The sequence below is a fragment of the Mesorhizobium sp. M8A.F.Ca.ET.208.01.1.1 genome (assembly GCF_004791315.1).
Taxonomy (GTDB): domain Bacteria; phylum Pseudomonadota; class Alphaproteobacteria; order Rhizobiales; family Rhizobiaceae; genus Mesorhizobium.
In genome coordinates, this window is record NZ_SRUT01000004.1 from 316,809 (window position 1) to 336,517 (window position 19,709).

The following is a 19,709-nucleotide window of genomic DNA, read 5'->3' on the forward strand; positions in this document are numbered from 1 at the left end:
ATGGAGCGCTAGTTTTGATGGCGGACGAAACCGGCTTTCCGCGCGACCTGGTGTTCAGCCGGATCTGTCATGTCAAGAACGGCTATGACGACCGGCGCCGGCATATCGTGCGCGAGTTCGAGCGGCGCGGCGTGCCGGTCACCTTCTACACCGACTGGGACCAGCCTGACATCACGCCCGATATCCGGGCCGAACTGGTCGCTCCAGACTTTACACACCCGGCGGCTGTCTCGCTGGCGCTGAAGCATGTCGGCATCTGGCGTGATTTCCTCGAAACCGACCAGCCCTATTGCCTGGTGTTCGAGGATGACGTCTTCCTCGCCCGCGACTTTGTCGCCAAGTTCCGGCAGGGGCTCGCCGAACTCGGCGATCCCAACCGCAAGGCCGTCATCTATCTCGGCAATGGAAGCAACTACTACACGCCGAGCTGGAAATTGCGCAAAGGCCAGAAGCTTTACCCGGCGCTCCATGCCCGCTGCGCCGATTCCTACCTGATCACCCGGCCGGTCGCCGAAGCCCGTTGCAACTGGATTGCGCAAAACAAGATATACACGGCCATCGACCACCAGATCGAACAGATGGACGAGAAGCTCGGTGTTGAAATGCTGTGGTTCGAGCGGCCGATCGTCGAGCAGGGCAGCGAGAACGGCGCTTTCCAAACGTCCGTCGCCGGCAAGAGACAGCCGCTTCTCTACAAGAAGCTGAAATGGAACGTGAAAAAGTACCGGCGCATGATCTTCGGCCACAACGCCCGGTCCTAAGGAAGGCCGAACCTCGCGAAGCCGCCTACAGCTTGTCCGCGCTGCGCGTCCTCGCCACCTCCTCCAGAATCCATTCGCGGAAGGCGACGATACGGGGATCCTCGGCTGTCGCCTGCGGATAGACAAGGAAATAGGCGAATTCCGGCGCAACCCTGATGCTGAGCTCGAAGGGCCGCACCAGCCGGCCCTCGGACAGGTCGTTTGCCACCATGGCGAAATCGGCGAGCGCGACGGCATTGCCGTCGAGCGCTGCCTGGACAGCATCCGTGGACGTGCCGAAGACGACAGTGCGGCTGTCGTCGAAATCGTTGATGCCGGCCGCCGCCATCCACATGCGCCAGTTCGGCCATGTCACGCCCTGGCGAGCCCATTCGATATGGGCAAGCGTGTGGTTGAACAGGTCGCGCGGCTCGCGCAGGGGCGGCCCAGATGCCAGAAGGCCCGGACTGCACACGGGAATGATGATGTTGTCGAACAGTCGATGCGCGCAGAGCCCCGGATATTTGCCGGCGCCGAAGCGGATGCCGACATCGACGTCGTCGAGATCGAAATCGCGCAAGCCATAGGCGATGTCGAACCTGAGCTCGATGCCCGGCCGCAGTTTGCGGAAATTTTCGACGCGCCGCATCAGCCATTTCGCCGCGAACTGGGCATCCAGCGTCACTTTCAGGAATTCGGTGCCGCGCGCCATCTTGCGCGCGCGCATCACCGCCCGGCCAAGCAGGTCGAGCGTGTCGGTCGCCGCCTCGTACAGCACCGTGCCCGCTTCCGTCAGTCGGATGGTGCGGCTGGTGCGGGTGAACAGCACGATGCCGAGCTGATCCTCGATTTCCTTGATCTGGTGGCTGACGGCGGCGGGCGTCAGGCCGAGCTCGTCGGCGGCGCGGGTGAAATTGAGGTGCCGGGCCGCCGCCTCCAGCGTTCTCAGCGCCCGCGTTCCCGGCAACAGGGCCGCCATCAGCGCACGGCCCGATCGAAGCGATCCATGAAGCCTCAATCCTCAAATAAAACTTGATGATGAGAAAAGAACTACTCGTTTCTCGTTTGTTTTTCAATCCGGCATGATCGCGGCATCAAAACACCATCAAACCGGATTTGATGTCCGGAGTATAGGAATCCCATCATGTCTCACATCGTTCTTCACCCTGCATACATCGCCCGGCCAAGCTGGCTGTCGGCTGCCCGTGATTGGCTGCGGCAGGCCAGGGTCGCGATCAATCTTGCCCACCAGGACGTCGAGGACCTGTCCGACCGCCAGTTGCGCGATATCGGCGCCGCCCGCAAGGACATCGCGAAGGCCATGGACCGTGAGACCGGCCGGCTGGGCCTTCTCGACATCGGCTGGCAGCGGAATAGGAAGAGGTAGGAAGTAGGGAGTAGGGAGTAGGGCAGATGATGGGGCCTGGGCGTGCCTGCTCCTACTGAAGACTTTCCCTATTCCCTATTCCCTATTCCTTACCTCACCACCCTCACCACCGTCCGGTCCGACAGCAGCGGCAAAAGCCGCGCCATCGTGCGCGCGGTCACCGCCACGCAACCTTCCGTCGGCGTAAAGCCGGGGCGCGCCAGGTGGAAGAAGATGGCGCTGCCGCGCCCGCGGCGGCGCGGCGCGATATTCCAGTCGAGCACCAGGCAGGCGTCATAGAGCCGGTCGTCGCGCCGCATGCGTTCGTGGCTGGCGCCATAGGGAATCCTGACCGGCCTGTTATAGTTGCGGTCGTCTGGTACCTCGCACCAGCCGAGATCCGGCCCGATCGGCGCCATAGCCAGCCGCGTCTTGCGGCCGGCGGCAAACTGATCCCCCCGAAAATAGCCCGCCAGGATGCGCATCGAAGCGAGCGGCGTGGCGCCGTCGCCTTCCCGCTTGCCGGACGAGATGCCGCCGCGCCCGAGCGCGCACGCAAACACCGTTTTGCCGGCCTGCAGCAGGCCTTGGCTTGGGTGGCCGGGCCTCGCCCGCACGGTCAGTACGGGCAGCCCTTTTGCCAAAATTGCGCCGGCTGCATTGCGATCGCGTTTTTTCTTGTATGATCGTGCCACGGAACAAATCACTGTGATCGGCTATTGTGCCGGCCAGCTTCCGCATAAATACGCAGCGGTCAACTGAATTCACTTTTCAAAACAACGGATTGATCCATGACCTCACGTACCATCCTGATCGTCGACGACGATGACGACCTGCGCGGCACATTGGTCGAGCAACTGTCCCTCTACGAGGAATTCGACGTGCTGCAGGAATCCACTGCGGCAAAAGGCGTCACCGCTGCGCGCGGCGGGCTCATCGATCTGCTCATCATGGATGTCGGCTTGCCCGACATGGATGGCAGGGAAGCGGTGAAGATCCTGCGCAAGGGCGGCTACAAGGCGCCCATCATCATGCTGACCGGCCACGACACCGATTCGGACACGATTCTGGGCCTCGAGGCCGGCGCCAACGACTATGTGACCAAGCCGTTCCGCTTCGCCGTGCTGCTTGCCCGTATCCGGGCGCAGTTGCGCCAGCACGAGCAGAGCGAGGACGCGACCTTCTCGGTCGGCCCCTACACCTTCAAGCCCAGCCAGAAACTGCTCATTGACCCGCGCGGCGGCAAGGTGCGGCTGACGGAAAAGGAGGCCTCGATCATCAAATATCTCTATCGCGCCGACCAGAAGGTGGTAACGCGTGACGTGCTGCTGGAGGAAGTGTGGGGATACAATTCCGGCGTCACCACGCACACGCTGGAAACCCATGTCTACCGTCTGCGCCAGAAGATCGAGCGTGATCCTTCCAATGCCGAAATTCTTGTGACAGAAAGCGGCGGCTACAAGCTGGTTCCTTAAACATTTCACTATCCAATGAGCGGTCTGGACGGGGCCGTTTTCGGGTACGATCCTGTTGGAGGGGGATTCAGGAAGCGTACCGCAGAGGAGGGATTGGACTGACCGTTCGGGGACACAGCTAGATGGCGCTGGATGACGACATCCGCATCCTGTCCGCCGTGAGGCTTTTCGAGGGCTTCACGCAGGAACAGCTGCGCCTGCTCGCCTTCGGTGCCGAGACCACTTTGGTGCAGGCGGACCACAAGCTTTATCGCGAGGACGACGTGGCCGACTCGGCCTATGTCGTGGTCAGCGGGCTCATCGTGCTCTATCGCGAGCAAGATGGCGAGCGCATCCCGATTGGAAAAGTCGGCCCCGGCACGATGCTCAGCGAACTGGCGCTGATCGCCGACACCAACCGGCTGACCAGCGCCTCGGCCGAAATCGACTCGGAAGTGATAAGGCTGAGCCGCAAGATGTTCCGGCGCATCCTCGAGGAGTATCCGGAATTGGCGGTGAAACTGCACCAGCGCATCTCCGAGGAATTCCACGACATGATCCGCCGCATCGAGGAACTGGCCCCGCGCTTTTCGGGTTGAGGCACAACCAGCGGAACCACACTACATTCGTCGCGAAACCTACGTGGCACTAATCCAGATCAAACCTGGCGATGACCGGCACATGGTCCGAAGGCCGGTCCCAGCCACGTGCCTGCCGGAGGATCTCATAGCCGGCAAAATCAGGCACCAGGTTTGGCGACGACCAGACATGGTCGAGCCGTCGGCCGCGATTGGACGCCTCCCAATCCTGCGCACGATAGCTCCACCAGGTGTAGAGCTTCTGTTCCGATGGCACGTTGAGCCGCATCAGGTCGACCCAGCCGCCGGCCAGCCGCATCGCCTCGAAGTTTTCGGTCTCGACCGGCGTGTGGCTGACCACGTTGAGCAATTGCTTGTGCGACCAGACATCATGCTCCAGCGGCGCGATATTGAGGTCTCCGACCAGCACCGAGGCCGACACCTCGTCATGCTCGGCCCGGATGGCATTCATCTCGGCGACGAAATCGAGCTTGTGCCTGAACTTCCTGTTGATCTCGGGATCCGGTTCGTCGCCGCCCGCGGGAACGTAGAAATTGTGCAGCAGGATTGTCTTGCCGCCGGCCCGCACCGTCACCGACAGATGCCGGCTGTCCTCGATATCGCAGAAGCGGCGCCTTTCGACGACCTCGATCGGCCGCCGCGCCACCGTCGCCACGCCGTGATAGCCCTTCTGGCCATGGAAGGCGATGTAGGGATAGCCGACCTTGCGAAAGGCTTTTTCGGGAAAGAGCTCGTCCGGGACCTTGGTTTCCTGCAGGCAAAGCACATCGGGCGCATACTCATCGAGCAGGCGTTCGATGATCGGCATGCGCAGGCGCACGGAGTTGATGTTCCAGGTCGCGATCGAAAAGGGCATGCGGAGGAGTCCGGCGAGAGATCGCCGAACTACTGCCAGCCGCACGCCGGAAAGACAAGCGAGGCGACGAAACCTACCTGGTTTTCGTGTTCAGCTCGCGATTGGCCGTATAGTCGATGGCGAAGGTGTCCGGCGCGAAACTGACGCCTTCCTTGGTGTTGAAGATCATCACCGTCGTGTCCTTGCCCTGCGCGTCGGTAATCGTCCACTGCCGCAGGTCGTAGGTTTTCGGGTCGAACATCATGGTGATTCGCGCATTGCCGAAAACCGACCTGTCGGAGAGTTGGATGGTGGTGAGGTCGTCCTCTTCCTTGACGCTCTTGACGCGGTCGCCGGAGAGGTCGATGCGGTCGTCGAGCAGCAGCTTCAGCGGCGTCTTTGATAGCGGATAAAGGTCCGACGTGTTCAGTTTCTTGTTGAGGATGGCAACTGATCTGCCGTCGGAAATCACCCGGAAATTCGAAGCTCCGTCATAATTGAAGCGGATCTTGCCCGGCCGTTCCAGGAAGAATTTGCCGCCGGTCTGCTCGCCTTTGGGGCCGAACTGGACGAATTCGCCGCTCATCGATTTGACCGCTGAGAAATGGTCGGCGATCTTTTGCGCCGCCGGAGGCGCGGCCGCCTGCGCCGAAGCCAGCAGCTCGAATCCGGGCACCACGTTGAGGGCGGCGGCACCGGCGAACACAAGACCGAGGCCAAGCAACTGGCGGCGTGTCGGGGCAAGATCGCTGAGCGCTGAAAGATCGTTTTTCATATCGGTCACTCTCGTTTGATTCCTGATTTGGTCGCTGTCGTGAACCCCCAGTTGGGCTGAAGTTTGGCGAGGCGATCGCTGCTCAATCGCTTGAACGCGCCAGCAGGTTCAAAGTTGCCGCGAACTCCCACCAGCTAGAATTTGTCGTCTTCGGTCGGCACCAGGATTTCGCGTTTTCCGGCATGGTTGGCCGGGCCGACAATGCCTTCCTTTTCCATCTTCTCGATGATCGAGGCGGCCCTGTTATAGCCGATGCCCAGACGCCGCTGGATGTAGCTGGTCGAGGCCTTGCCGTCTCGCAGCACCACCGAGACCGCTTGATCGTAGGGATCGTCGGAATCCTCGAAATTGCCACCGCTTCCGCCACCGGAACCGCCCTTTCCGGACGGCTCGTCGTCGTCCTCGCCGTCATCCTCGGTGATGGCGTCGAGATATTCCGGCACGCCCTGCAGCTTCAGGTGCCCGACGATCTTCTCGACCTCGTCATCGGAGACGAACGGCCCGTGCACGCGCTGGATGCGGCCGCCACCGGCCATGTAGAGCATGTCGCCCATGCCGAGCAGCTGCTCGGCGCCCTGCTCGCCCAAAATGGTGCGGCTGTCGATCTTCGACGTCACCTGGAAGGAGATGCGGGTCGGGAAATTGGCCTTGATGGTGCCGGTGATGACATCGACCGAGGGACGTTGCGTCGCCATGATGACATGGATGCCGGCGGCGCGCGCCATCTGCGCCAGGCGCTGGACGGCGCCTTCGATGTCCTTGCCGGCGACCATCATCAGGTCGGCCATTTCGTCGATGATGACAACGATATAGGGCATCGGCTCGAGATCGAGATTCTCGGTCTCGTAGATCGCCTCGCCGGTCTGGCGGTCGAAGCCGGTCTGTACCGTGCGCGAGATCTTTTCGCCCTTCTTCTCGGCCTGTTGGACGCGGGCGTTGAAACCGTCGATGTTGCGCACGCCGACCTTGGACATCTTGCGGTAGCGGTCCTCCATCTCGCGCACGGTCCATTTCAGCGCCACCACGGCCTTCTTCGGATCGGTCACGACCGGCGTCAAAAGATGCGGAATGCCGTCATAGACGGAGAGTTCGAGCATCTTCGGATCGATCATGATCAGCCGGCATTCCTGCGGCGTGAGCCGGTAGAGCAGCGACAGGATCATCGTGTTGATGGCGACCGACTTGCCCGAACCGGTGGTGCCGGCGACCAGCACGTGCGGCATCTTGGCGATGTCGACGATGACGGCCTCGCCGTTGATGGTCTTGCCCAGCGCCAGCGCCAGCTTGGCCTTGGTGGTCTCGAAATCGCGGCTGGCCATGATCTCCCTGAGATAAACCGTCTCGCGCTTGGCGTTTGGCAGTTCGATGCCGATGGCGTTGCGGCCGGGTACCACGGCGACGCGGCACGCAATCGCGCTCATCGAGCGGGCGATGTCGTCGGAAAGGCCGATGACGCGCGACGACTTGATGCCCGGTGCGGGTTCGAGCTCATAAAGGGTGACGACCGGACCCGGGCGAACGGCGATGATCTCGCCCTTGACGCCGAAATCCTCCAGCACGCCTTCGAGCAGGCGCGCGTTCTGTTCCAGCGCGTCCTTGGAAAGACTTGGGTCGCGCGCGACGTTCTTGGGTTCGGACAGGAAATGCAGCGACGGCATTTCGAACGTGTCCGAACCGATCAGCGAGGTCTGCGCCTCGCGCTGGACGCGGGCGCCAGGCACGGGTCGCGCCGCCGGCGCCTCGACCCGGGTGGCGGCATCGGAACGGAATTGCTGGACCTTGGCAGTGGGGGCACGCCGCTGGGCGACGGGCTCGTCGTCGAAATCCATGTCCTCGTCGTCGCGGCCGAAGACATCGTCGTCGGCCGGATCGACGGAGACGCCGCGGTCGTTCACCATGGCGGCGAAGAATTCCGGTTCGACACGGGCGCGGCCGTCCTGGCTCATGCGGGATTCGGCGAACTCGGCCGACTCGACCCGTTCGGCGGCACGTCGCCAAGCACTGGCGCGTGGCTCCATCTCCGGCTCGAACTCATCGCGCTCCTGCCTGCGGCGCACCGCGCGGCGATGCATCCACGCGCGCAACGACAGCCACCAATGGGTGATGGCGCCGAGCGCCAATATGCCCTCGTCACCCTCGTCCTCGTCATTGTCGAAGAGAAGCTCGTCCTCGCGCGGGTCCGCCGCGGCCGGTTCTTCCATCACGGCGAAGCCGTTCTTGCGCCCGATCAGCGCCGCGCCATAGGCGAACAGCCAGAGCGCCGGTGCAGCCAGCAATATGGCGAGCACGCTGGCGACCAGTCCGGTCGGATAGCCGCCGATGAGGACGCCGGGAATCTTGAGCACCATGTCGCCGAAGACGCCGCCGAGGCCGGTAGGCAGCGGCCAGGTCTTGGGCGGAACCACGCAGCCCGCGATCGCGGCGGCGAGCAGCGCAAAACCGAACCAGAACAGCCCGCGCTTGGGCAGCCGGTCGACGCCGCGCGCCGAAAACAGCAGATAGCCCCAGACGACGGCCGGAACCAGCGCGGCAACCGCGGCAAGGCCGAAGAACTGCATCGCAAGGTCGGAGAAGACCGCGCCGGCATAGCCCATGGCGTTGGTGACGGTGTTGGCGGTGGCGTGCGAGAAGCTCGGGTCGGCGACGTTCCAGGTCGCGAGGCTTGCGACGGCGAAGGCGGTGAACGCGAACAGGCCGGCGCCGACCAGCCGGCCGACCTGGCGCCGCGCGAATGCCTGGATGCCGCCCCCGGTATCGGTCAGCGCGAGCGGTGCTGAAGCCCCTGAACGCATGCTCTTCCCCGTCAGTGATTGCCTGGCCCGAGCGCATGACGCACTCCGGCAGATTCGGATGCCAGACTAGGCGTGGGAAGGTTAAGGGCGCATTAACTATAAGGCTGCGGCGATCGTCCTTTCGACATCGACACCTCCAGCGCTCGCGTTACATGAAAATGGCGGGCGCTTCGGCCCGCCATCCATTGGTCGGGTCGGCCGTGCGTTTACTTGTTGGCGCCGCCGAGCATCTTCACATTGGCGCAGAACTCGGCGTGCGGCTTGCTCATCGCCGCGTCCTGGCATTCCTTCATCATGGCGTCCTGCTTCTCCTTCGGCATGGCCATGAAAGCTGCCTTGAATTCCTCCATCGGCTTCATGGTTTTCATGCTGGAATCGGTGAAGAACGGCGCCATGTTGTCCGGCTCGTCCAGTGCGCCGGCAAATGCAAAGCCGCTGACCATGGAAAGCGCGAGTGCCCCGAGGCAGATATCCTTGAGGTTCATGAGCAAATTCCTTCCCTATGTTTCGAAACACGAGCGTCAGAACGACGGGCGCCTCCACAGTTCGGAGACAGGGCGGTCGATGTTTCCTCGAAAATCTCCTTCACGCGAACGTGATTGCGCGAAGTTGATCTCCACCAGAAAGAAGAATTTGCCAAAAAAAGAGGCCCGGAGCGATCCGGGCCTCAAGGCGTGAGTCCCTTTCGAGGACGTCACGACGGGATGCTTTTCAGCAATTCCAGGAAAAGTGCTTTTGCGGTTTTCCGTCCGGAATTGCGTAAAAACAAAGAACGCGAGCAGTTCCAGGAAAAGTGCTTTCGCGGTTTTCCGTCCGGAATTGCGTAAAAACAAAGAACTCCAGCAATTCCAGGAAAAGTGCCTTTGCGGTTTTCCGGAAGTGCCTGGAGGTATGGGGCCGGCGGGAGGAGGGTTCCGCCGGCCCCGTGGCAAGGATGCCTTACGGCACCACTTCGCCATGCTGGGAAATGTCGAGGCCTTCGACCTCTTCCTGGGTGGTGGGACGCAGGCCGACCAGCGCCTTGACGACGTAGAGGATGACGAAGGTGGCAACCGCCGTCCAAATAATGGTGACGGCGACACCGTAGATCTGCTTGCCGAGCGAAGCGCCCGACGAGAGGCTGTTGATCGCCGGGTCGGCGAGCACGCCGGTCAGCAAGGCGCCGATCACGCCGCCGACGCCATGCACGCCGAAGGCATCGAGCGAGTCGTCATAGCCGAACATGTGCTTCACCTTGACCGCCGAGAGGTAGCAGACGACGCCGGCGACGATGCCGACGATGAAGGCGCCGGTCGGATTGACGAAACCGGAAGCCGGCGTCACCGCGACGAGGCCGGCGACGGCGCCCGAGATGATGCCGAGCACGGAAGGCTTCTTGGCGATGATCCATTCGGCGAACATCCAGGCCAGAGCCGCGGCGGCTGTGGCGACCTGGGTGTTGAGCATGGCGGCACCGGCAAGGCCGTCGGCCGCCAGTTCCGAACCGGCGTTGAAGCCGAACCAGCCGACCCACAGCAGCGATGCGCCGATGACCGAATAGACAAGGTTGTGCGGTGCCATGTTGGTGGTGCCATAGCCTTCGCGCTTGCCGAGCACCAGCGCGCAGACGAGGCCCGCCACACCGGCATTGATGTGGACGACCGTGCCGCCGGCGAAGTCGAGAACGCCAGCCGTACCGAGGAAACCGCCACCCCAGACCCAATGCGCGATCGGCACGTAGACGACCAGCAGCCACAGCGCCATGAAGATCAGCAGTGCCGAGAACTTGAAGCGTTCGGCGAAGGCGCCGGCAATCAGCGCCGGCGTGATGATGGCGAAGGTCATCTGGAACATCGAGAAGACGAATTCAGGGATGTTGGCCACACCCGGCAGCCACAGGCTCGCGGTGGTGATGCCGTGGTGGAAGAATTTCGAGGTGCCGCCGAGATAGGCATTCATGCCGCCGCCGTCGGAGAAGGCCAGCGAATAGCCGAACATGAACCACAGCACCGTCACCAGGCAGGTGATGGCGAAGCTCTGCATGATGGTGGCAAGCACGTTCTTCTTGCGCACCATGCCGCCGTAGAACAGCGCCAGGCCCGGGATGGTCATCATCAGCACCAGCGCCGTCGAGGTCAGCATCCAGGCGGTGTTGCCGGTATCGAGCACCGGGGTCGGAGCGGCAGCCGGCGCGGCAGCCGCCGCAGCGGGTGCGGCTTCCTGCGCGAAGGCGGCGACGCTGCCCAACGCTGCGAGAGCGAGCGAGCCCAGCAGGGCCGCCCGTCCCGTCGTCTTCAAGGTGGAAGGAATATTCATTGAACTCTCCATTGGAATACGTGTTCGCCGCTCAGAGTGCGTCGGTGTCTGTTTCGCCGGTGCGGATGCGCACCGCCTGGTCGATGCCGAAAACGAAGATCTTGCCGTCGCCGATCTGACCGGTCTTGGCTGCGGCGGTGATGGCTTCGACGGCCTTGTCGACCATGTCGGCCGCAACCGCGACTTCGATCTTGATCTTCGGCAGGAAGGAGACCGCGTATTCCGCCCCGCGATAGATTTCCGTATGTCCCTTCTGACGCCCGTAGCCTTTGACTTCGGTGACGGTCAGGCCCTGGATGCCGACGGCGGTGAGCGCCTCGCGCACCTCGTCCAGCTTGAACGGCTTGATGATTGCCATCACGATTTTCATAAGGTTTCACCCTTTGCTGTTGCGGTCCCCCGCGTTTGCACACCTTCACCGATCCCGAGGAGCCGGAGAGTGCCCCCAAGGATTCAAGCTCCGTGCCAAGTGCCGAAGCAGGGTATTAACCTGTTGTAAACAAAGGGAATGGAGTGGCCGGAACCGGCAGGTGCTGGCGCCTGCGGTGCATCATATGCTCAAAAATTATGCAATTTTTCGAAATTGCCTATTTTGCCGGCTTTGGGAGTGACCCCGAAAAGGCGAGGCTGGGTTTCGGAGAAAAGATCATGCTCAAACAAGACCCGCAAAGTGCTCAACGCTTGAGCCGGATCAGGCCTTCCTGTGCCATCGAGGCAATCAGCGTGCCGTCACGGGCATAGAGCGTACCGCGGCTGAAACCGCGCGATCCCGAGCTCGAGGGACTGTCCTGTGCATAGAGCAGCCAGCCATCGAGCGAATGCGGCCGGTGGAACCACATCGAATGGTCGAGGCTGGCGGCCTGGATGTCGGGATCGAACAGGCCGCGCCCATGCGCGAAGGTCGAGGTGTCGAGCAACGTCATGTCGGAAAGATAGGCGAGCAGCACCGACTGCAGCGCGCGGTCGTCGGGGACGGGACCGGCAAGGCGGATCCAGACATTCTGCCGGGGCGGCAGCTTGTCGCGGCTTTCATAGTGCTGGAGATTGACGGGTCTCAGTTCCAGCGGCCGCTCGCGCGCCCAGAAACGGCGCACCGCTTCCGGCACCCGGTCGGCAGTTTCGAGCAGCTGGCGCTGCGTCTTCAGCCCTTCCGGCGGCGGCACGTCGTCGGGCAGCGCGAACTGATGCTCGAGCCCTTTCTCGTCGACCTGGAACGAAGCCTCCAGCGAAAAGATCGCCTGTCCGTGCTGGATCGCCAGCACGCGCCGCGTGGTGAAGGAACCGCCGTCGCGGATGCGGTCGACCTCGTAGATGATCGGCACCTTGATGTCGCCCGGGCGCATGAAATAGCCGTGCAGCGAATGCACGAACCGGTCCGGCTCCACCGTGCGCTGCGCCGCCACCAGCGCCTGGGCGATGGTCTGGCCGCCGAACACGCGCTGCCACTCCACCTGGGGGCTGCGACCACGATACAGATTGTGTTCCAGCCTCTCGAGGTCGAGAATGCGCAGAAGCTCGTCGATCGCCGCCGTCATGTTTTGTGACCTCGCCGCAAAATTGCTATGGCGGTTTCCGACAGGAAGAACGAGCCGTCAAGGGCGCGAGCCCCCGGGCGGCGCGCGCAAAGGGTCGCCGAGAGAAGGAGCCAGGACAATGGAAGGCAAGGCCGACGCCAAGACCAGATCCGGGCTCGATGTTCTCGTCGCCGGTGCCGGCTATGTCGGCCTGGCCGCCGCCGTCTCGCTGAAGCAGGCACGGCCGGGCCTCGCCGTGGCGCTGGTCGATGCGGCGCCCGCCGGATCCTGGCAAAGGGATGGCCGCGCCTCGGCCATCGCCGCGGCCGCGTGCCGCATGCTCGACCAGCTCGGCGTCTGGGCCGAAATCGCATCGCGGGCGCAGGCGATCACCGAGATGATCATCACCGATTCACGCAGCGCCGATCCGGTGCGCCCGGTCTTCCTGACCTTCGGCGGCGAGGTGGCGCCGGGCGAACCCTTCGCGCACATGGTCGCCAACAGGGCGTTGAACGGCGCCTTGCGGGCCAAAGCCGAAAAGCTCGGCATCGACATCATCGAAGGCGTGGCGGTGCAATTTGAGACCAATGGCGCCGGCATCACGGTGCACCTGGCCGACGGCGCCACGTTGCCGGCGCGGCTGCTGGTTGCCGCCGACGGTGTCAATTCGAAACTGCGCGACATGGCCGGCATCAAGACGGTCAAGTGGGAATACGGCCAGTCCGGCATCGTCTGCACCGTCGCTCACGAGCGGCCGCACAATGGTCGCGCCGAAGAGCATTTCCTGCCCGCCGGCCCCTTCGCCACGCTGCCGCTGAAACCCGACGAGGACGGCACCAATCGTTCATCGATCGTCTGGGTCGAACGGACTGAAGACGCCAAAATGCTCGTGGAAGGCGACGATCTCGTCTTCGAGCATGAACTCGAACAGCGCTTCGGCCTCAAGCTGGGAGAAATCCGCGTCGCCGACAAGCCGCGCGCTTGGCCGCTCGGCCTCACCATCGCGCGCGCCTTCGTCGCGCCGCGCGTCGCACTTGCCGGCGACGCCGCCCACGGCATCCATCCGATCGCAGGCCAGGGCCTCAATCTCGGCTTCAAGGATGTGGCCGCACTTGCCGAGGTGATCGTCGAAGCCGACCGGCTCGGCCAGGACATCGGCGCTCTAGACGTGCTGGAACGCTACCAGCAATGGCGCCGCTTCGACACGGTGCAGATGGGTGTCACGACGGATGTGCTGAACCGGCTGTTTTCCAACGACATCACCCCGCTGCGCACCGTCCGCGACATCGGCCTCGGCCTCGTCGAACGCATGCCGCGGCTGAAGGAGTTCTTCATCCGCCAGGCATCGGGCCTTTCCGCCGGTACGCCAAGGCTGCTGAAGGGCGAAGCAATCTGAACCTGCCCAGCTTCGTCATCAATCACCAAGGTCCGCGACTGCCGATGGACCCCAGGGTCCTAGTTCACTTCAAAACCGAGCTTCTGGCGCAGCCGCAGCATGCGCTGGTCCGGTATCTTCAGGCCCTGCTCTCCGCCCTGAGCAACCCGGTTCAGCATCTGCAGCAGATCGTCCCGTTCGCTCGGGTCGAGGCGTTCGCGCAAGAAGGGGGCTAGCTTGTCGATGACAATGGTGGTGTCGTCTATTTGCGAGGCAGCCCACTTGGCATAGACAACCGCCTCGTCGGTCTTCTTCTGGCCGGCCGCGATCTGCGAAATCACCTCGCGAATGACTGCCTCGCGCTGCGGCAGAACCGGGCCATCCTCCGAAACCATCGCGGTGATCAGCGTCGCGGCGGCCACAACCGGGTCGTCGATCGCCGTCAGCGGCGAGAGCGCGGCCTGCTTGCGCAGTTTCTTGCGCCTGATGTTGCCTTGCACGCGCCCGACGACGTCGGCGACCTCGCGCGCGGCGTCGTTCATCGCCTTCATCCGGTACCACCAGAACGCCGCCGCGCCGAGCACGCCAAGGACAGCAATCAGGAAAGGCATGTCCAAATCCCCCGAAAATCCCGGCGACGATAGGAGAACTGTCGCGTTGCTTCAACACGCAAGAGTTGCCTCTAACGAAGAAAAAACAATTCGTGGCTGGTGAAGCTTAGGCGGGTAAACACGCCGGTTCGCGCCATCGAAGCCGGGGGGGCGCCTATGACCCCGGTATGTCGTAGACGGCCCGAACCTCGATCGTGCCGATTTCGGCCAGCGGAATGCCGGCGGCAATGTCCAGCGCCTCGTCGAGATTTTCGGCCTCGACCATGACGAAGCCAAGCAACTGCTCCTTGGTTTCGGCGAAGGGCCCATCGATGATCAATCGCTTGCCCGTGCGACGGCGCACGGTCTTGGCTGTCGTCACCGATTGCAGTGCCTGCGCGACGATCAGCTTGCCTTGTTGATCCAATGACCTGTCGTAGGCCAGCGAGTCGGCGTCGAGTTTGGCCGACCTTTCGGCGGTAAGTGCATAAAGATCTTTTTCCTCACCATAGACCAGACAGACATATTTCATTTCAAGCTCCCTTCCTGCGCCAAACCATAGGATGCGGCGACAACCATGTCAGCCTTGCGGTCGACCGCCGCCGCATGATCGAGAACGCATGCCGCGACCACAATAATGGCAACAGCGGCCAGCAGCCTGCCGAAGCCGGACGCCGGCCGGTCCAGCCAGAAGTCTTCCTCTCGCTCCGGCCCGCGGCCCGGCCTCTTCCACAGCGCGAAAAACAGATTGTCCATGTGAACCTCCATCCGGCCACAATTCCCGTGGCCGCCCGCAGGACGGTCGGCCCGGATGGAAGCCGACATTTTTGCATGCATATTTTTTCCCGGAAGAAGGGGGCCGTCATCGCGCCGTGGTGCAAACAGCGCAGTGGTCTTCGCGCACGCCCGCGCTATAGTTGGCCTGAAGCTGACTCACCCAGGACAAGTTCACGACAACCCAGGAGGACTCCATGGACCGCACCGCAAACGCCGTCTGGAAAGGCAATCTGAAAGAAGGCAAGGGCACGCTCGACACGCAGAGCGGAACCCTGAAGGGTACGCCCTATTCGTTCAAGGCGCGCTTCGAGGACGAAAGCGGCAAGTCCGGCACCAATCCGGAAGAGTTGATCGCCGCGGCCCATGCCGGCTGCTACGCCATGCAGCTCTCGCATTTCCTGGCCGAGAACGGCACGCCGGCGGCCGAGCTCGACGCCAAGGCGGTGGTAACGCTGGTTCCGGGCACTGGCATTACCGGCAGCGCGATCACGCTGGTCGGCAAGGTGCCCGGCATCGATGCTGCGAAGTTCAAGGAACTGGCCGAGAAGGCCAAGGCCGAATGCCCGGTCTCCAAGGCGCTCGGCGCCATCAAGGTTTCGCTCGACGCCAGGCTGGGCTGAGATTGCGGCATCCCGTGTGAAATCCGGCGCGCATGGTCGCGCCGGGCACGTTAATCAGAGAAGAGGGCTAAGCGCCCAGCGCATCAAGCCGCGCGCGTAGTGCCGCGACTTCCTGCTCCAGCGCCTCCAACCGCGCTTCCAGGTCGGAGGCAGGCATCGCCGTCACACTCCGTTGCGCCGATAGCGCGGCGACGTCCACCGGGCCGGCGAGCAGATGCACATAGCGGTCCTCGCGCTGGCCCGGCCCGCGCGGAATTTCCTGCACCAACGGCGGCCGGCGGCCGATCAGCATGTCGAGTTCTCCGCGCAGATCCTCGATCGACGAAAACCGTGCCATGCGCTCGGCTCGCGCCAGCAGTTCATGCGCCGTCTGCGGTCCGCGCAGCAAGAGCAGGCCAAGCAAGGCGGTCTGCGGCGTGGTCAGTGAAAAGCGCTGCGCCATCTGGTGCTCGTAGCGCTCGACGCGCGAGCCGAACATCTGCCGCACCAGCCCTTTCTGCTCAAGCAGCTTCAGCGCCCGGTGCACCTCTGTCTGTTCCAGCGCCATGACAGGCTCACGCGCCGTCTTCTGGTTGGCCGCGGCAAGTGCCGCATTGAGCGTCAGCGGATAGACGTCCGGCGTCAGCTCCTTCTTCTCGATCAGGCAGCCAAGCACGCGCGCTTCGACGGGAGAGAGGATGGGAAGGTCAGTCATTGGGCTGCTATCCTTTCTGACGCTCGCGGGACAGCGCCCCTCTCTGTCCTGCCGGACATCTCCCCCCATGGGGGGATCGGCAGCTTCGCCGACGGCGCCCGATCTTTCAACCTTGAGATTGGCCAAAGCCAGGATGACGGCCAATCTCCCCATCCGTGGGGGAGATGTCCGGCAGGACAAAGGGGGGCGCGAAGGATCGCTGCGTTGGAGATTGCCGCAAGCGAAGGCCTAAACCCGTCTCTCCACCATCATCTTCTTGATCTCGGCGATCGCCTTGGCGGGGTTCAGCCCCTTCGGGCAGGTCTGCGCGCAGTTCATGATGGTATGGCAGCGGTAGAGCCGGAACGGGTCTTCGAGATTGTCGAGCCGTTCGCCCTTGGCCTCGTCGCGGCTGTCGATCAGCCAGCGATAGGCCTGCAGCAGCGTCGCCGGGCCGAGATAGCGGTCGCCGTTCCACCAGTAGCTCGGGCAGGACGTCGAGCAGCAGGCACACAGGATGCACTCGTAAAGCCCGTCGAGCTTCTCGCGGTCCTCATGGCTCTGCAGCCATTCCTTGGCTGGCGTCGGCGACACCGTCTTCAGCCACGGCTCGATCGAGGCGTGCTGGGCATAGAAATTGGTGAGGTCCGGCACCAGGTCCTTGACCACCTGCATATGCGGCAGCGGGTAGACCTTGACGGCGCCGGAAATGTCGTCACAGCCCTTGGTGCAGGCGAGCGTGTTCGAGCCGTCGATGTTCATGGCGCAGGAGCCGCAAATGCCTTCGCGGCAGGAGCGGCGCAAGGCCAGCGTCGGGTCGATCTTGTTCTTGATGTAGAGCAGCGCGTCGAGCACCATCGGCCCGCAATCGTCCGTGTCGACGAAATAGGTGTCCATGCGCGGGTTCTCGTCATCGTCCGGCGACCAGCGGTAGATGCGGTATTCGCGCAGATTGGTCGCGCCTTCCGGCTTCGGCCAGGTCTTGCCCTGCTGGACCTTGGAATTCTTGGGAAGCGTGAGTTCGACCATTACCTCAGGTCCTTTCGGATGACGAGCTTCAGCCCGGACCAGATTTCATTCACGGCGGCGACCTTGACGTCGACAAGGTCGAGCTTGAGCGCTTCAGCGCGGACAACGCCCTCGGTGACGTCGGTGACCACCTTCGAGGCCTTCTTTGGCCAGGACACCCAGACCATGCCATCGCGCTTGATCGCCGCTTCGACGGCGCCGAGGCGATCCTCGATCTCGGCGCGCTGTCTGGTGAAGGCGTGGACGGCATCGTATTTCAGGGTTGCGCCCGAAATGTCGGACCATTCGGCCAGCCGGTCGACCTCGGCGAAATCAACGGCCCCTGTGAGGCTCTCGAGTTCCCTCGGCAGCGCGATGAAGGCGGCAATCATGCCGTCCTTCAGGCCGAGCTTGGCCGGAAGGGGCGTACCGGAATATCCCGCCGCCGTAGCCATTGTCAGTACACTCGCGCCTTCGGCGCGATCTTGGCGAGACTGATGCCGCCGTCCTTTTCGGCCACCAGCGGCTCGGTGTGCACCGGCCGGTAGGTCAGCGTGACATTGCCGTCCTCGCTCAGATGGGCAAGCGTGTGCTTGCGCCAGTTGGCATCGTCACGGGCGGAAAAATCTTCCCGCGCATGCGCGCCGCGGCTCTCCTTGCGCGCTTCGGCGCCATAGACGGTGGTGATGGCGTTGGCCATCAGGTTTTCCAGCTCCAGCGTCTCGACCAGGTCCGAATTCCAGATCATCGAGCGGTCGGTGACCTTGATGTCCTTGAGCTCGCCCCAGATCTCGGAAACGCGCTTGCAGCCTTTTTCGAGCGATTCCTGCGTGCGGAACACCGCAGCGTCCTCCTGCATGGCGCGTTGCATCTTCTCGCGCAGCACCGCCGTCGGCGTTGAGCCGTTGGCATGACGCAGCCTGTCGAAGCGGTCCATGATCTTCTCGACCGAGGCCGCGTTGGGCGAAGGGATGGGCGAATTGCGGTCGATCACCTCGCCGGCGCGGATCGCCGCGGCACGGCCGAAGACGACCAGATCGATCAGCGAATTCGAGCCCAGCCGGTTGGCGCCGTGCACGGATGCGCAGGCGGCCTCGCCGACCGCCATCAGGCCGGGCGAGACCCGGTCTGGATTTTCGGCGGTCGGGTTGAGCACCTCGCCCCAGTAATTGGTCGGCACGCCGCCCATATTGTAATGCACCGTCGGCAGCACCGGGATCGGCTCCTTGGTCAGGTCGACGCCGGCGAAGATCTTGGCCGATTCCGAGATGCCCGGCAGCCGCTCATGCAGCACTGCCGGGTCGAGATGGTCGAGGTGCAGGAAGATGTGATCTTTCTTCGGCCCGACGCCGCGGCCTTCGCGGATCTCCATCGTCATGCAGCGTGAGACCACGTCGCGAGAGGCAAGGTCCTTGGCCGACGGCGCATAGCGCTCCATGAAGCGCTCACCCTCGGAATTGACGAGATAGCCGCCCTCGCCGCGCGCGCCCTCGGTGATCAGGCAGCCGGCGCCGTAGATGCCGGTCGGATGGAACTGCACGAACTCCATGTCCTGCAGCGCAAGCCCCGCGCGCGCCGCCATGCCGCCGCCGTCGCCGGTGCAGGTATGCGCCGAAGTGGCGGAGAAATAGGCGCGGCCATAGCCGCCGGTCGCCAGCACCACCATCTTGGCGGAGAACCGGTGGATGGTGCCGTCGTCGAGGTTCCAGGCCACCACGCCGGTGCAGGTGCCGTCCGGCTCCGTGATCAGGTCGAGCGCGAAATATTCGATGAAGAACTGCGCGTTGTTCTTCAGTGACTGGCCGTAGAGCGTGTGCAGCATGGCATGACCGGTACGGTCGGCGGCCGCGCAGGTGCGCTGCACCGGCGGCCCTTCGCCGAAATTCATCATCATGCCGCCGAAGGGCCGCTGGTAGATCTTGCCCTCTTCCGTGCGCGAGAACGGCACACCGTAGTGCTCGAGCTCGTAGACTGCCGCAGGCGCCTCGCGCACCATGTATTCCTGCGCGTCGATGTCGCCCAGCCAGTCCGACCCCTTGACGGTGTCGAAGAGGTGCCACTGCCAGTTGTCCGGACCCATATTGGCGAGCGAGGCGGCGATGCCGCCTTGCGCAGCGACCGTATGCGAGCGCGTCGGGAACACTTTGGTGATGCAGGCCGTGCGCAGGCCCTGTTCGGCCATGCCGAGCGTGGCGCGCAGGCCGGCACCCCCGGCGCCGACGATGACCACGTCGAACTTGTGGTCGACAAAGGTGTAGCCTGCCGTGTTGGCTGATTTCGTGTCCTGGGCCAAGAC

At 63.3% G+C, this 19,709-nt stretch carries 23 protein-coding genes; 6 read left to right on the forward strand and 17 right to left on the reverse strand.

Translation table 11 applies throughout. From position 1 onward, the window contains the following. The first annotated feature begins 17 nt into the window (after positions 1–17). Complete coding sequence (locus EN851_RS21050) at positions 18–761, forward strand: glycosyltransferase family 25 protein (protein WP_127278257.1); 744 nt, start codon at positions 18–20, stop codon at positions 759–761. A gap of 25 nt (positions 762–786) precedes the next feature. Here EN851_RS21050 and gcvA read toward each other — a convergent pair whose 3' ends face one another. Further along, positions 787–1,719 carry a transcriptional regulator GcvA gene (gene gcvA, locus EN851_RS21055; RefSeq protein WP_127278258.1) on the reverse strand — a complete coding sequence of 311 codons (933 nt, stop codon included), beginning with the start codon at positions 1,717–1,719 and terminating at the stop codon, positions 787–789. Positions 1,720–1,884: 165 nt separating this feature from the next. Between gcvA and EN851_RS21060 the strand changes: the two genes are divergently transcribed. Further along, positions 1,885–2,127 (forward strand): hypothetical protein, encoded by a 243-nt coding sequence (locus EN851_RS21060; RefSeq protein ID WP_127278259.1) that lies wholly within the window; start codon positions 1,885–1,887, stop codon positions 2,125–2,127. Between the two features lie 89 nt (positions 2,128–2,216). Here EN851_RS21060 and EN851_RS21065 read toward each other — a convergent pair whose 3' ends face one another. Then, entirely contained in the window at positions 2,217–2,753 is a 537-nt protein-coding gene (locus EN851_RS21065) for a L,D-transpeptidase (RefSeq protein ID WP_167531445.1), read from the reverse strand. 144 nt (positions 2,754–2,897) lie between these two features. On the opposite strand from EN851_RS21065, the gene EN851_RS21070 reads away from it, so the two are divergent. Next, entirely contained in the window at positions 2,898–3,581 is a 684-nt protein-coding gene (locus EN851_RS21070) for a response regulator transcription factor (protein ID WP_027145512.1), read from the forward strand. Positions 3,582–3,703: 122 nt separating this feature from the next. Then, positions 3,704–4,159, forward strand: a complete 456-nt coding sequence (locus EN851_RS21075) for a cyclic nucleotide-binding domain-containing protein (RefSeq protein WP_127278261.1) — start codon at positions 3,704–3,706, stop codon at positions 4,157–4,159. Between the two features lie 49 nt (positions 4,160–4,208). Here the strand turns inward: EN851_RS21075 and EN851_RS21080 are convergent, their stop codons facing one another. The 8 genes from EN851_RS21080 to tesB form a co-directional block, all read right to left on the reverse strand. Next, positions 4,209–5,015: an exodeoxyribonuclease III gene (locus tag EN851_RS21080; RefSeq protein ID WP_127278262.1), complete on the reverse strand. Its 807-nt coding sequence runs from the start codon at positions 5,013–5,015 to the stop codon at positions 4,209–4,211. Positions 5,016–5,088: 73 nt separating this feature from the next. Beyond that, positions 5,089–5,769: an outer membrane lipoprotein carrier protein LolA gene (locus EN851_RS21085; protein ID WP_127278263.1), complete on the reverse strand. Its 681-nt coding sequence runs from the start codon at positions 5,767–5,769 to the stop codon at positions 5,089–5,091. Between the two features lie 134 nt (positions 5,770–5,903). Beyond that, positions 5,904–8,561, reverse strand: a complete 2,658-nt coding sequence (locus EN851_RS21090; RefSeq protein ID WP_127872839.1) for a DNA translocase FtsK — start codon at positions 8,559–8,561, stop codon at positions 5,904–5,906. 206 nt (positions 8,562–8,767) lie between these two features. Beyond that, positions 8,768–9,046: a hypothetical protein gene (locus EN851_RS21095; protein WP_127280025.1), complete on the reverse strand. Its 279-nt coding sequence runs from the start codon at positions 9,044–9,046 to the stop codon at positions 8,768–8,770. Between the two features lie 36 nt (positions 9,047–9,082). Continuing rightward, on the reverse strand, positions 9,083–9,394 hold the full coding sequence (locus EN851_RS36795; protein WP_210234926.1) for a hypothetical protein: 312 nt from the start codon (positions 9,392–9,394) through the stop codon (positions 9,083–9,085). A gap of 106 nt (positions 9,395–9,500) precedes the next feature. Next, positions 9,501–10,856, reverse strand: a complete 1,356-nt coding sequence (locus EN851_RS21105) for an ammonium transporter (protein ID WP_127280024.1) — start codon at positions 10,854–10,856, stop codon at positions 9,501–9,503. 31 nt (positions 10,857–10,887) lie between these two features. Further along, a complete protein-coding gene (locus tag EN851_RS21110) occupies positions 10,888–11,226 on the reverse strand; it encodes a P-II family nitrogen regulator (protein ID WP_127280023.1) in 339 nt (112 codons plus the stop codon). A 304-nt stretch (positions 11,227–11,530) separates the two neighbouring features. Further along, positions 11,531–12,391, reverse strand: coding sequence for an acyl-CoA thioesterase II (gene tesB, locus EN851_RS21115; protein WP_023771879.1), 861 nt, complete (start codon positions 12,389–12,391; stop codon positions 11,531–11,533). A gap of 118 nt (positions 12,392–12,509) precedes the next feature. On the opposite strand from tesB, the gene EN851_RS21120 reads away from it, so the two are divergent. Continuing rightward, positions 12,510–13,766, forward strand: a complete 1,257-nt coding sequence (locus EN851_RS21120) for a ubiquinone biosynthesis hydroxylase (protein ID WP_135929982.1) — start codon at positions 12,510–12,512, stop codon at positions 13,764–13,766. Between the two features lie 59 nt (positions 13,767–13,825). Here the strand turns inward: EN851_RS21120 and EN851_RS21125 are convergent, their stop codons facing one another. The 3 genes from EN851_RS21125 to EN851_RS21135 form a co-directional block, all read right to left on the reverse strand. Then, complete coding sequence (locus EN851_RS21125; protein WP_135929983.1) at positions 13,826–14,356, reverse strand: hypothetical protein; 531 nt, start codon at positions 14,354–14,356, stop codon at positions 13,826–13,828. A 154-nt stretch (positions 14,357–14,510) separates the two neighbouring features. Beyond that, positions 14,511–14,867, reverse strand: coding sequence for a YciI family protein (locus EN851_RS21130; protein ID WP_127276761.1), 357 nt, complete (start codon positions 14,865–14,867; stop codon positions 14,511–14,513). Next, complete coding sequence (locus EN851_RS21135) at positions 14,864–15,160, reverse strand: hypothetical protein (protein WP_245520782.1); 297 nt, start codon at positions 15,158–15,160, stop codon at positions 14,864–14,866. The genes EN851_RS21130 and EN851_RS21135 overlap by 4 nt, the downstream gene beginning before the upstream one ends. Positions 15,161–15,306: 146 nt before the next feature. On the opposite strand from EN851_RS21135, the gene EN851_RS21140 reads away from it, so the two are divergent. After that, positions 15,307–15,732, forward strand: coding sequence for an OsmC family protein (locus tag EN851_RS21140; RefSeq protein ID WP_059189445.1), 426 nt, complete (start codon positions 15,307–15,309; stop codon positions 15,730–15,732). A 67-nt stretch (positions 15,733–15,799) separates the two neighbouring features. Here the strand turns inward: EN851_RS21140 and EN851_RS21145 are convergent, their stop codons facing one another. From EN851_RS21145 to sdhA, 4 genes are all read right to left on the reverse strand, one after another. Continuing rightward, positions 15,800–16,426, reverse strand: coding sequence for a DUF480 domain-containing protein (locus tag EN851_RS21145; protein WP_127276769.1), 627 nt, complete (start codon positions 16,424–16,426; stop codon positions 15,800–15,802). 228 nt (positions 16,427–16,654) lie between these two features. Continuing rightward, a complete protein-coding gene (locus EN851_RS21155; RefSeq protein WP_135929984.1) occupies positions 16,655–17,434 on the reverse strand; it encodes a succinate dehydrogenase iron-sulfur subunit in 780 nt (259 codons plus the stop codon). Continuing rightward, complete coding sequence (locus tag EN851_RS21160; protein ID WP_127872833.1) at positions 17,434–17,868, reverse strand: DUF3052 domain-containing protein; 435 nt, start codon at positions 17,866–17,868, stop codon at positions 17,434–17,436. Before EN851_RS21160 ends, EN851_RS21155 begins: the two co-directional genes overlap by 1 nt. A gap of 2 nt (positions 17,869–17,870) precedes the next feature. After that, positions 17,871–19,706: a succinate dehydrogenase flavoprotein subunit gene (sdhA, locus tag EN851_RS21165; protein ID WP_135863409.1), complete on the reverse strand. Its 1,836-nt coding sequence runs from the start codon at positions 19,704–19,706 to the stop codon at positions 17,871–17,873. Between the last annotated feature and the right edge of the window lie 3 nt (positions 19,707–19,709).

Bases quoted from the DNA above. Each gene is read 5' to 3' on its own strand.
- EN851_RS21050 (WP_127278257.1), top strand. From the start codon at position 18: ATGGCGGACGAAACCGGCTTTCCGCGCGACCTGGTGTTCAGCCGGATC.
- gcvA (WP_127278258.1), bottom strand. From the start codon at position 1,719: ATGGCGGCCCTGTTGCCGGGAACGCGGGCGCTGAGAACGCTGGAGGCG.
- EN851_RS21060 (WP_127278259.1), top strand. From the start codon at position 1,885: ATGTCTCACATCGTTCTTCACCCTGCATACATCGCCCGGCCAAGCTGG.
- EN851_RS21070 (WP_027145512.1), top strand. From the start codon at position 2,898: ATGACCTCACGTACCATCCTGATCGTCGACGACGATGACGACCTGCGC.
- EN851_RS21075 (WP_127278261.1), top strand. From the start codon at position 3,704: ATGGCGCTGGATGACGACATCCGCATCCTGTCCGCCGTGAGGCTTTTC.
- EN851_RS21080 (WP_127278262.1), bottom strand. From the start codon at position 5,015: ATGCCCTTTTCGATCGCGACCTGGAACATCAACTCCGTGCGCCTGCGC.
- EN851_RS21085 (WP_127278263.1), bottom strand. From the start codon at position 5,769: ATGAAAAACGATCTTTCAGCGCTCAGCGATCTTGCCCCGACACGCCGC.
- EN851_RS21090 (WP_127872839.1), bottom strand. From the start codon at position 8,561: ATGCGTTCAGGGGCTTCAGCACCGCTCGCGCTGACCGATACCGGGGGC.
- EN851_RS21095 (WP_127280025.1), bottom strand. From the start codon at position 9,046: ATGAACCTCAAGGATATCTGCCTCGGGGCACTCGCGCTTTCCATGGTC.
- EN851_RS21105 (WP_127280024.1), bottom strand. From the start codon at position 10,856: ATGAATATTCCTTCCACCTTGAAGACGACGGGACGGGCGGCCCTGCTG.
- EN851_RS21110 (WP_127280023.1), bottom strand. From the start codon at position 11,226: ATGAAAATCGTGATGGCAATCATCAAGCCGTTCAAGCTGGACGAGGTG.
- tesB (WP_023771879.1), bottom strand. From the start codon at position 12,391: ATGACGGCGGCGATCGACGAGCTTCTGCGCATTCTCGACCTCGAGAGG.
- EN851_RS21120 (WP_135929982.1), top strand. From the start codon at position 12,510: ATGGAAGGCAAGGCCGACGCCAAGACCAGATCCGGGCTCGATGTTCTC.
- EN851_RS21125 (WP_135929983.1), bottom strand. From the start codon at position 14,356: ATGCCTTTCCTGATTGCTGTCCTTGGCGTGCTCGGCGCGGCGGCGTTC.
- EN851_RS21130 (WP_127276761.1), bottom strand. From the start codon at position 14,867: ATGAAATATGTCTGTCTGGTCTATGGTGAGGAAAAAGATCTTTATGCA.
- EN851_RS21135 (WP_245520782.1), bottom strand. From the start codon at position 15,160: ATGTCGGCTTCCATCCGGGCCGACCGTCCTGCGGGCGGCCACGGGAAT.
- EN851_RS21140 (WP_059189445.1), top strand. From the start codon at position 15,307: ATGGACCGCACCGCAAACGCCGTCTGGAAAGGCAATCTGAAAGAAGGC.
- EN851_RS21145 (WP_127276769.1), bottom strand. From the start codon at position 16,426: ATGACTGACCTTCCCATCCTCTCTCCCGTCGAAGCGCGCGTGCTTGGC.
- EN851_RS21155 (WP_135929984.1), bottom strand. From the start codon at position 17,434: ATGGTCGAACTCACGCTTCCCAAGAATTCCAAGGTCCAGCAGGGCAAG.
- EN851_RS21160 (WP_127872833.1), bottom strand. From the start codon at position 17,868: ATGGCTACGGCGGCGGGATATTCCGGTACGCCCCTTCCGGCCAAGCTC.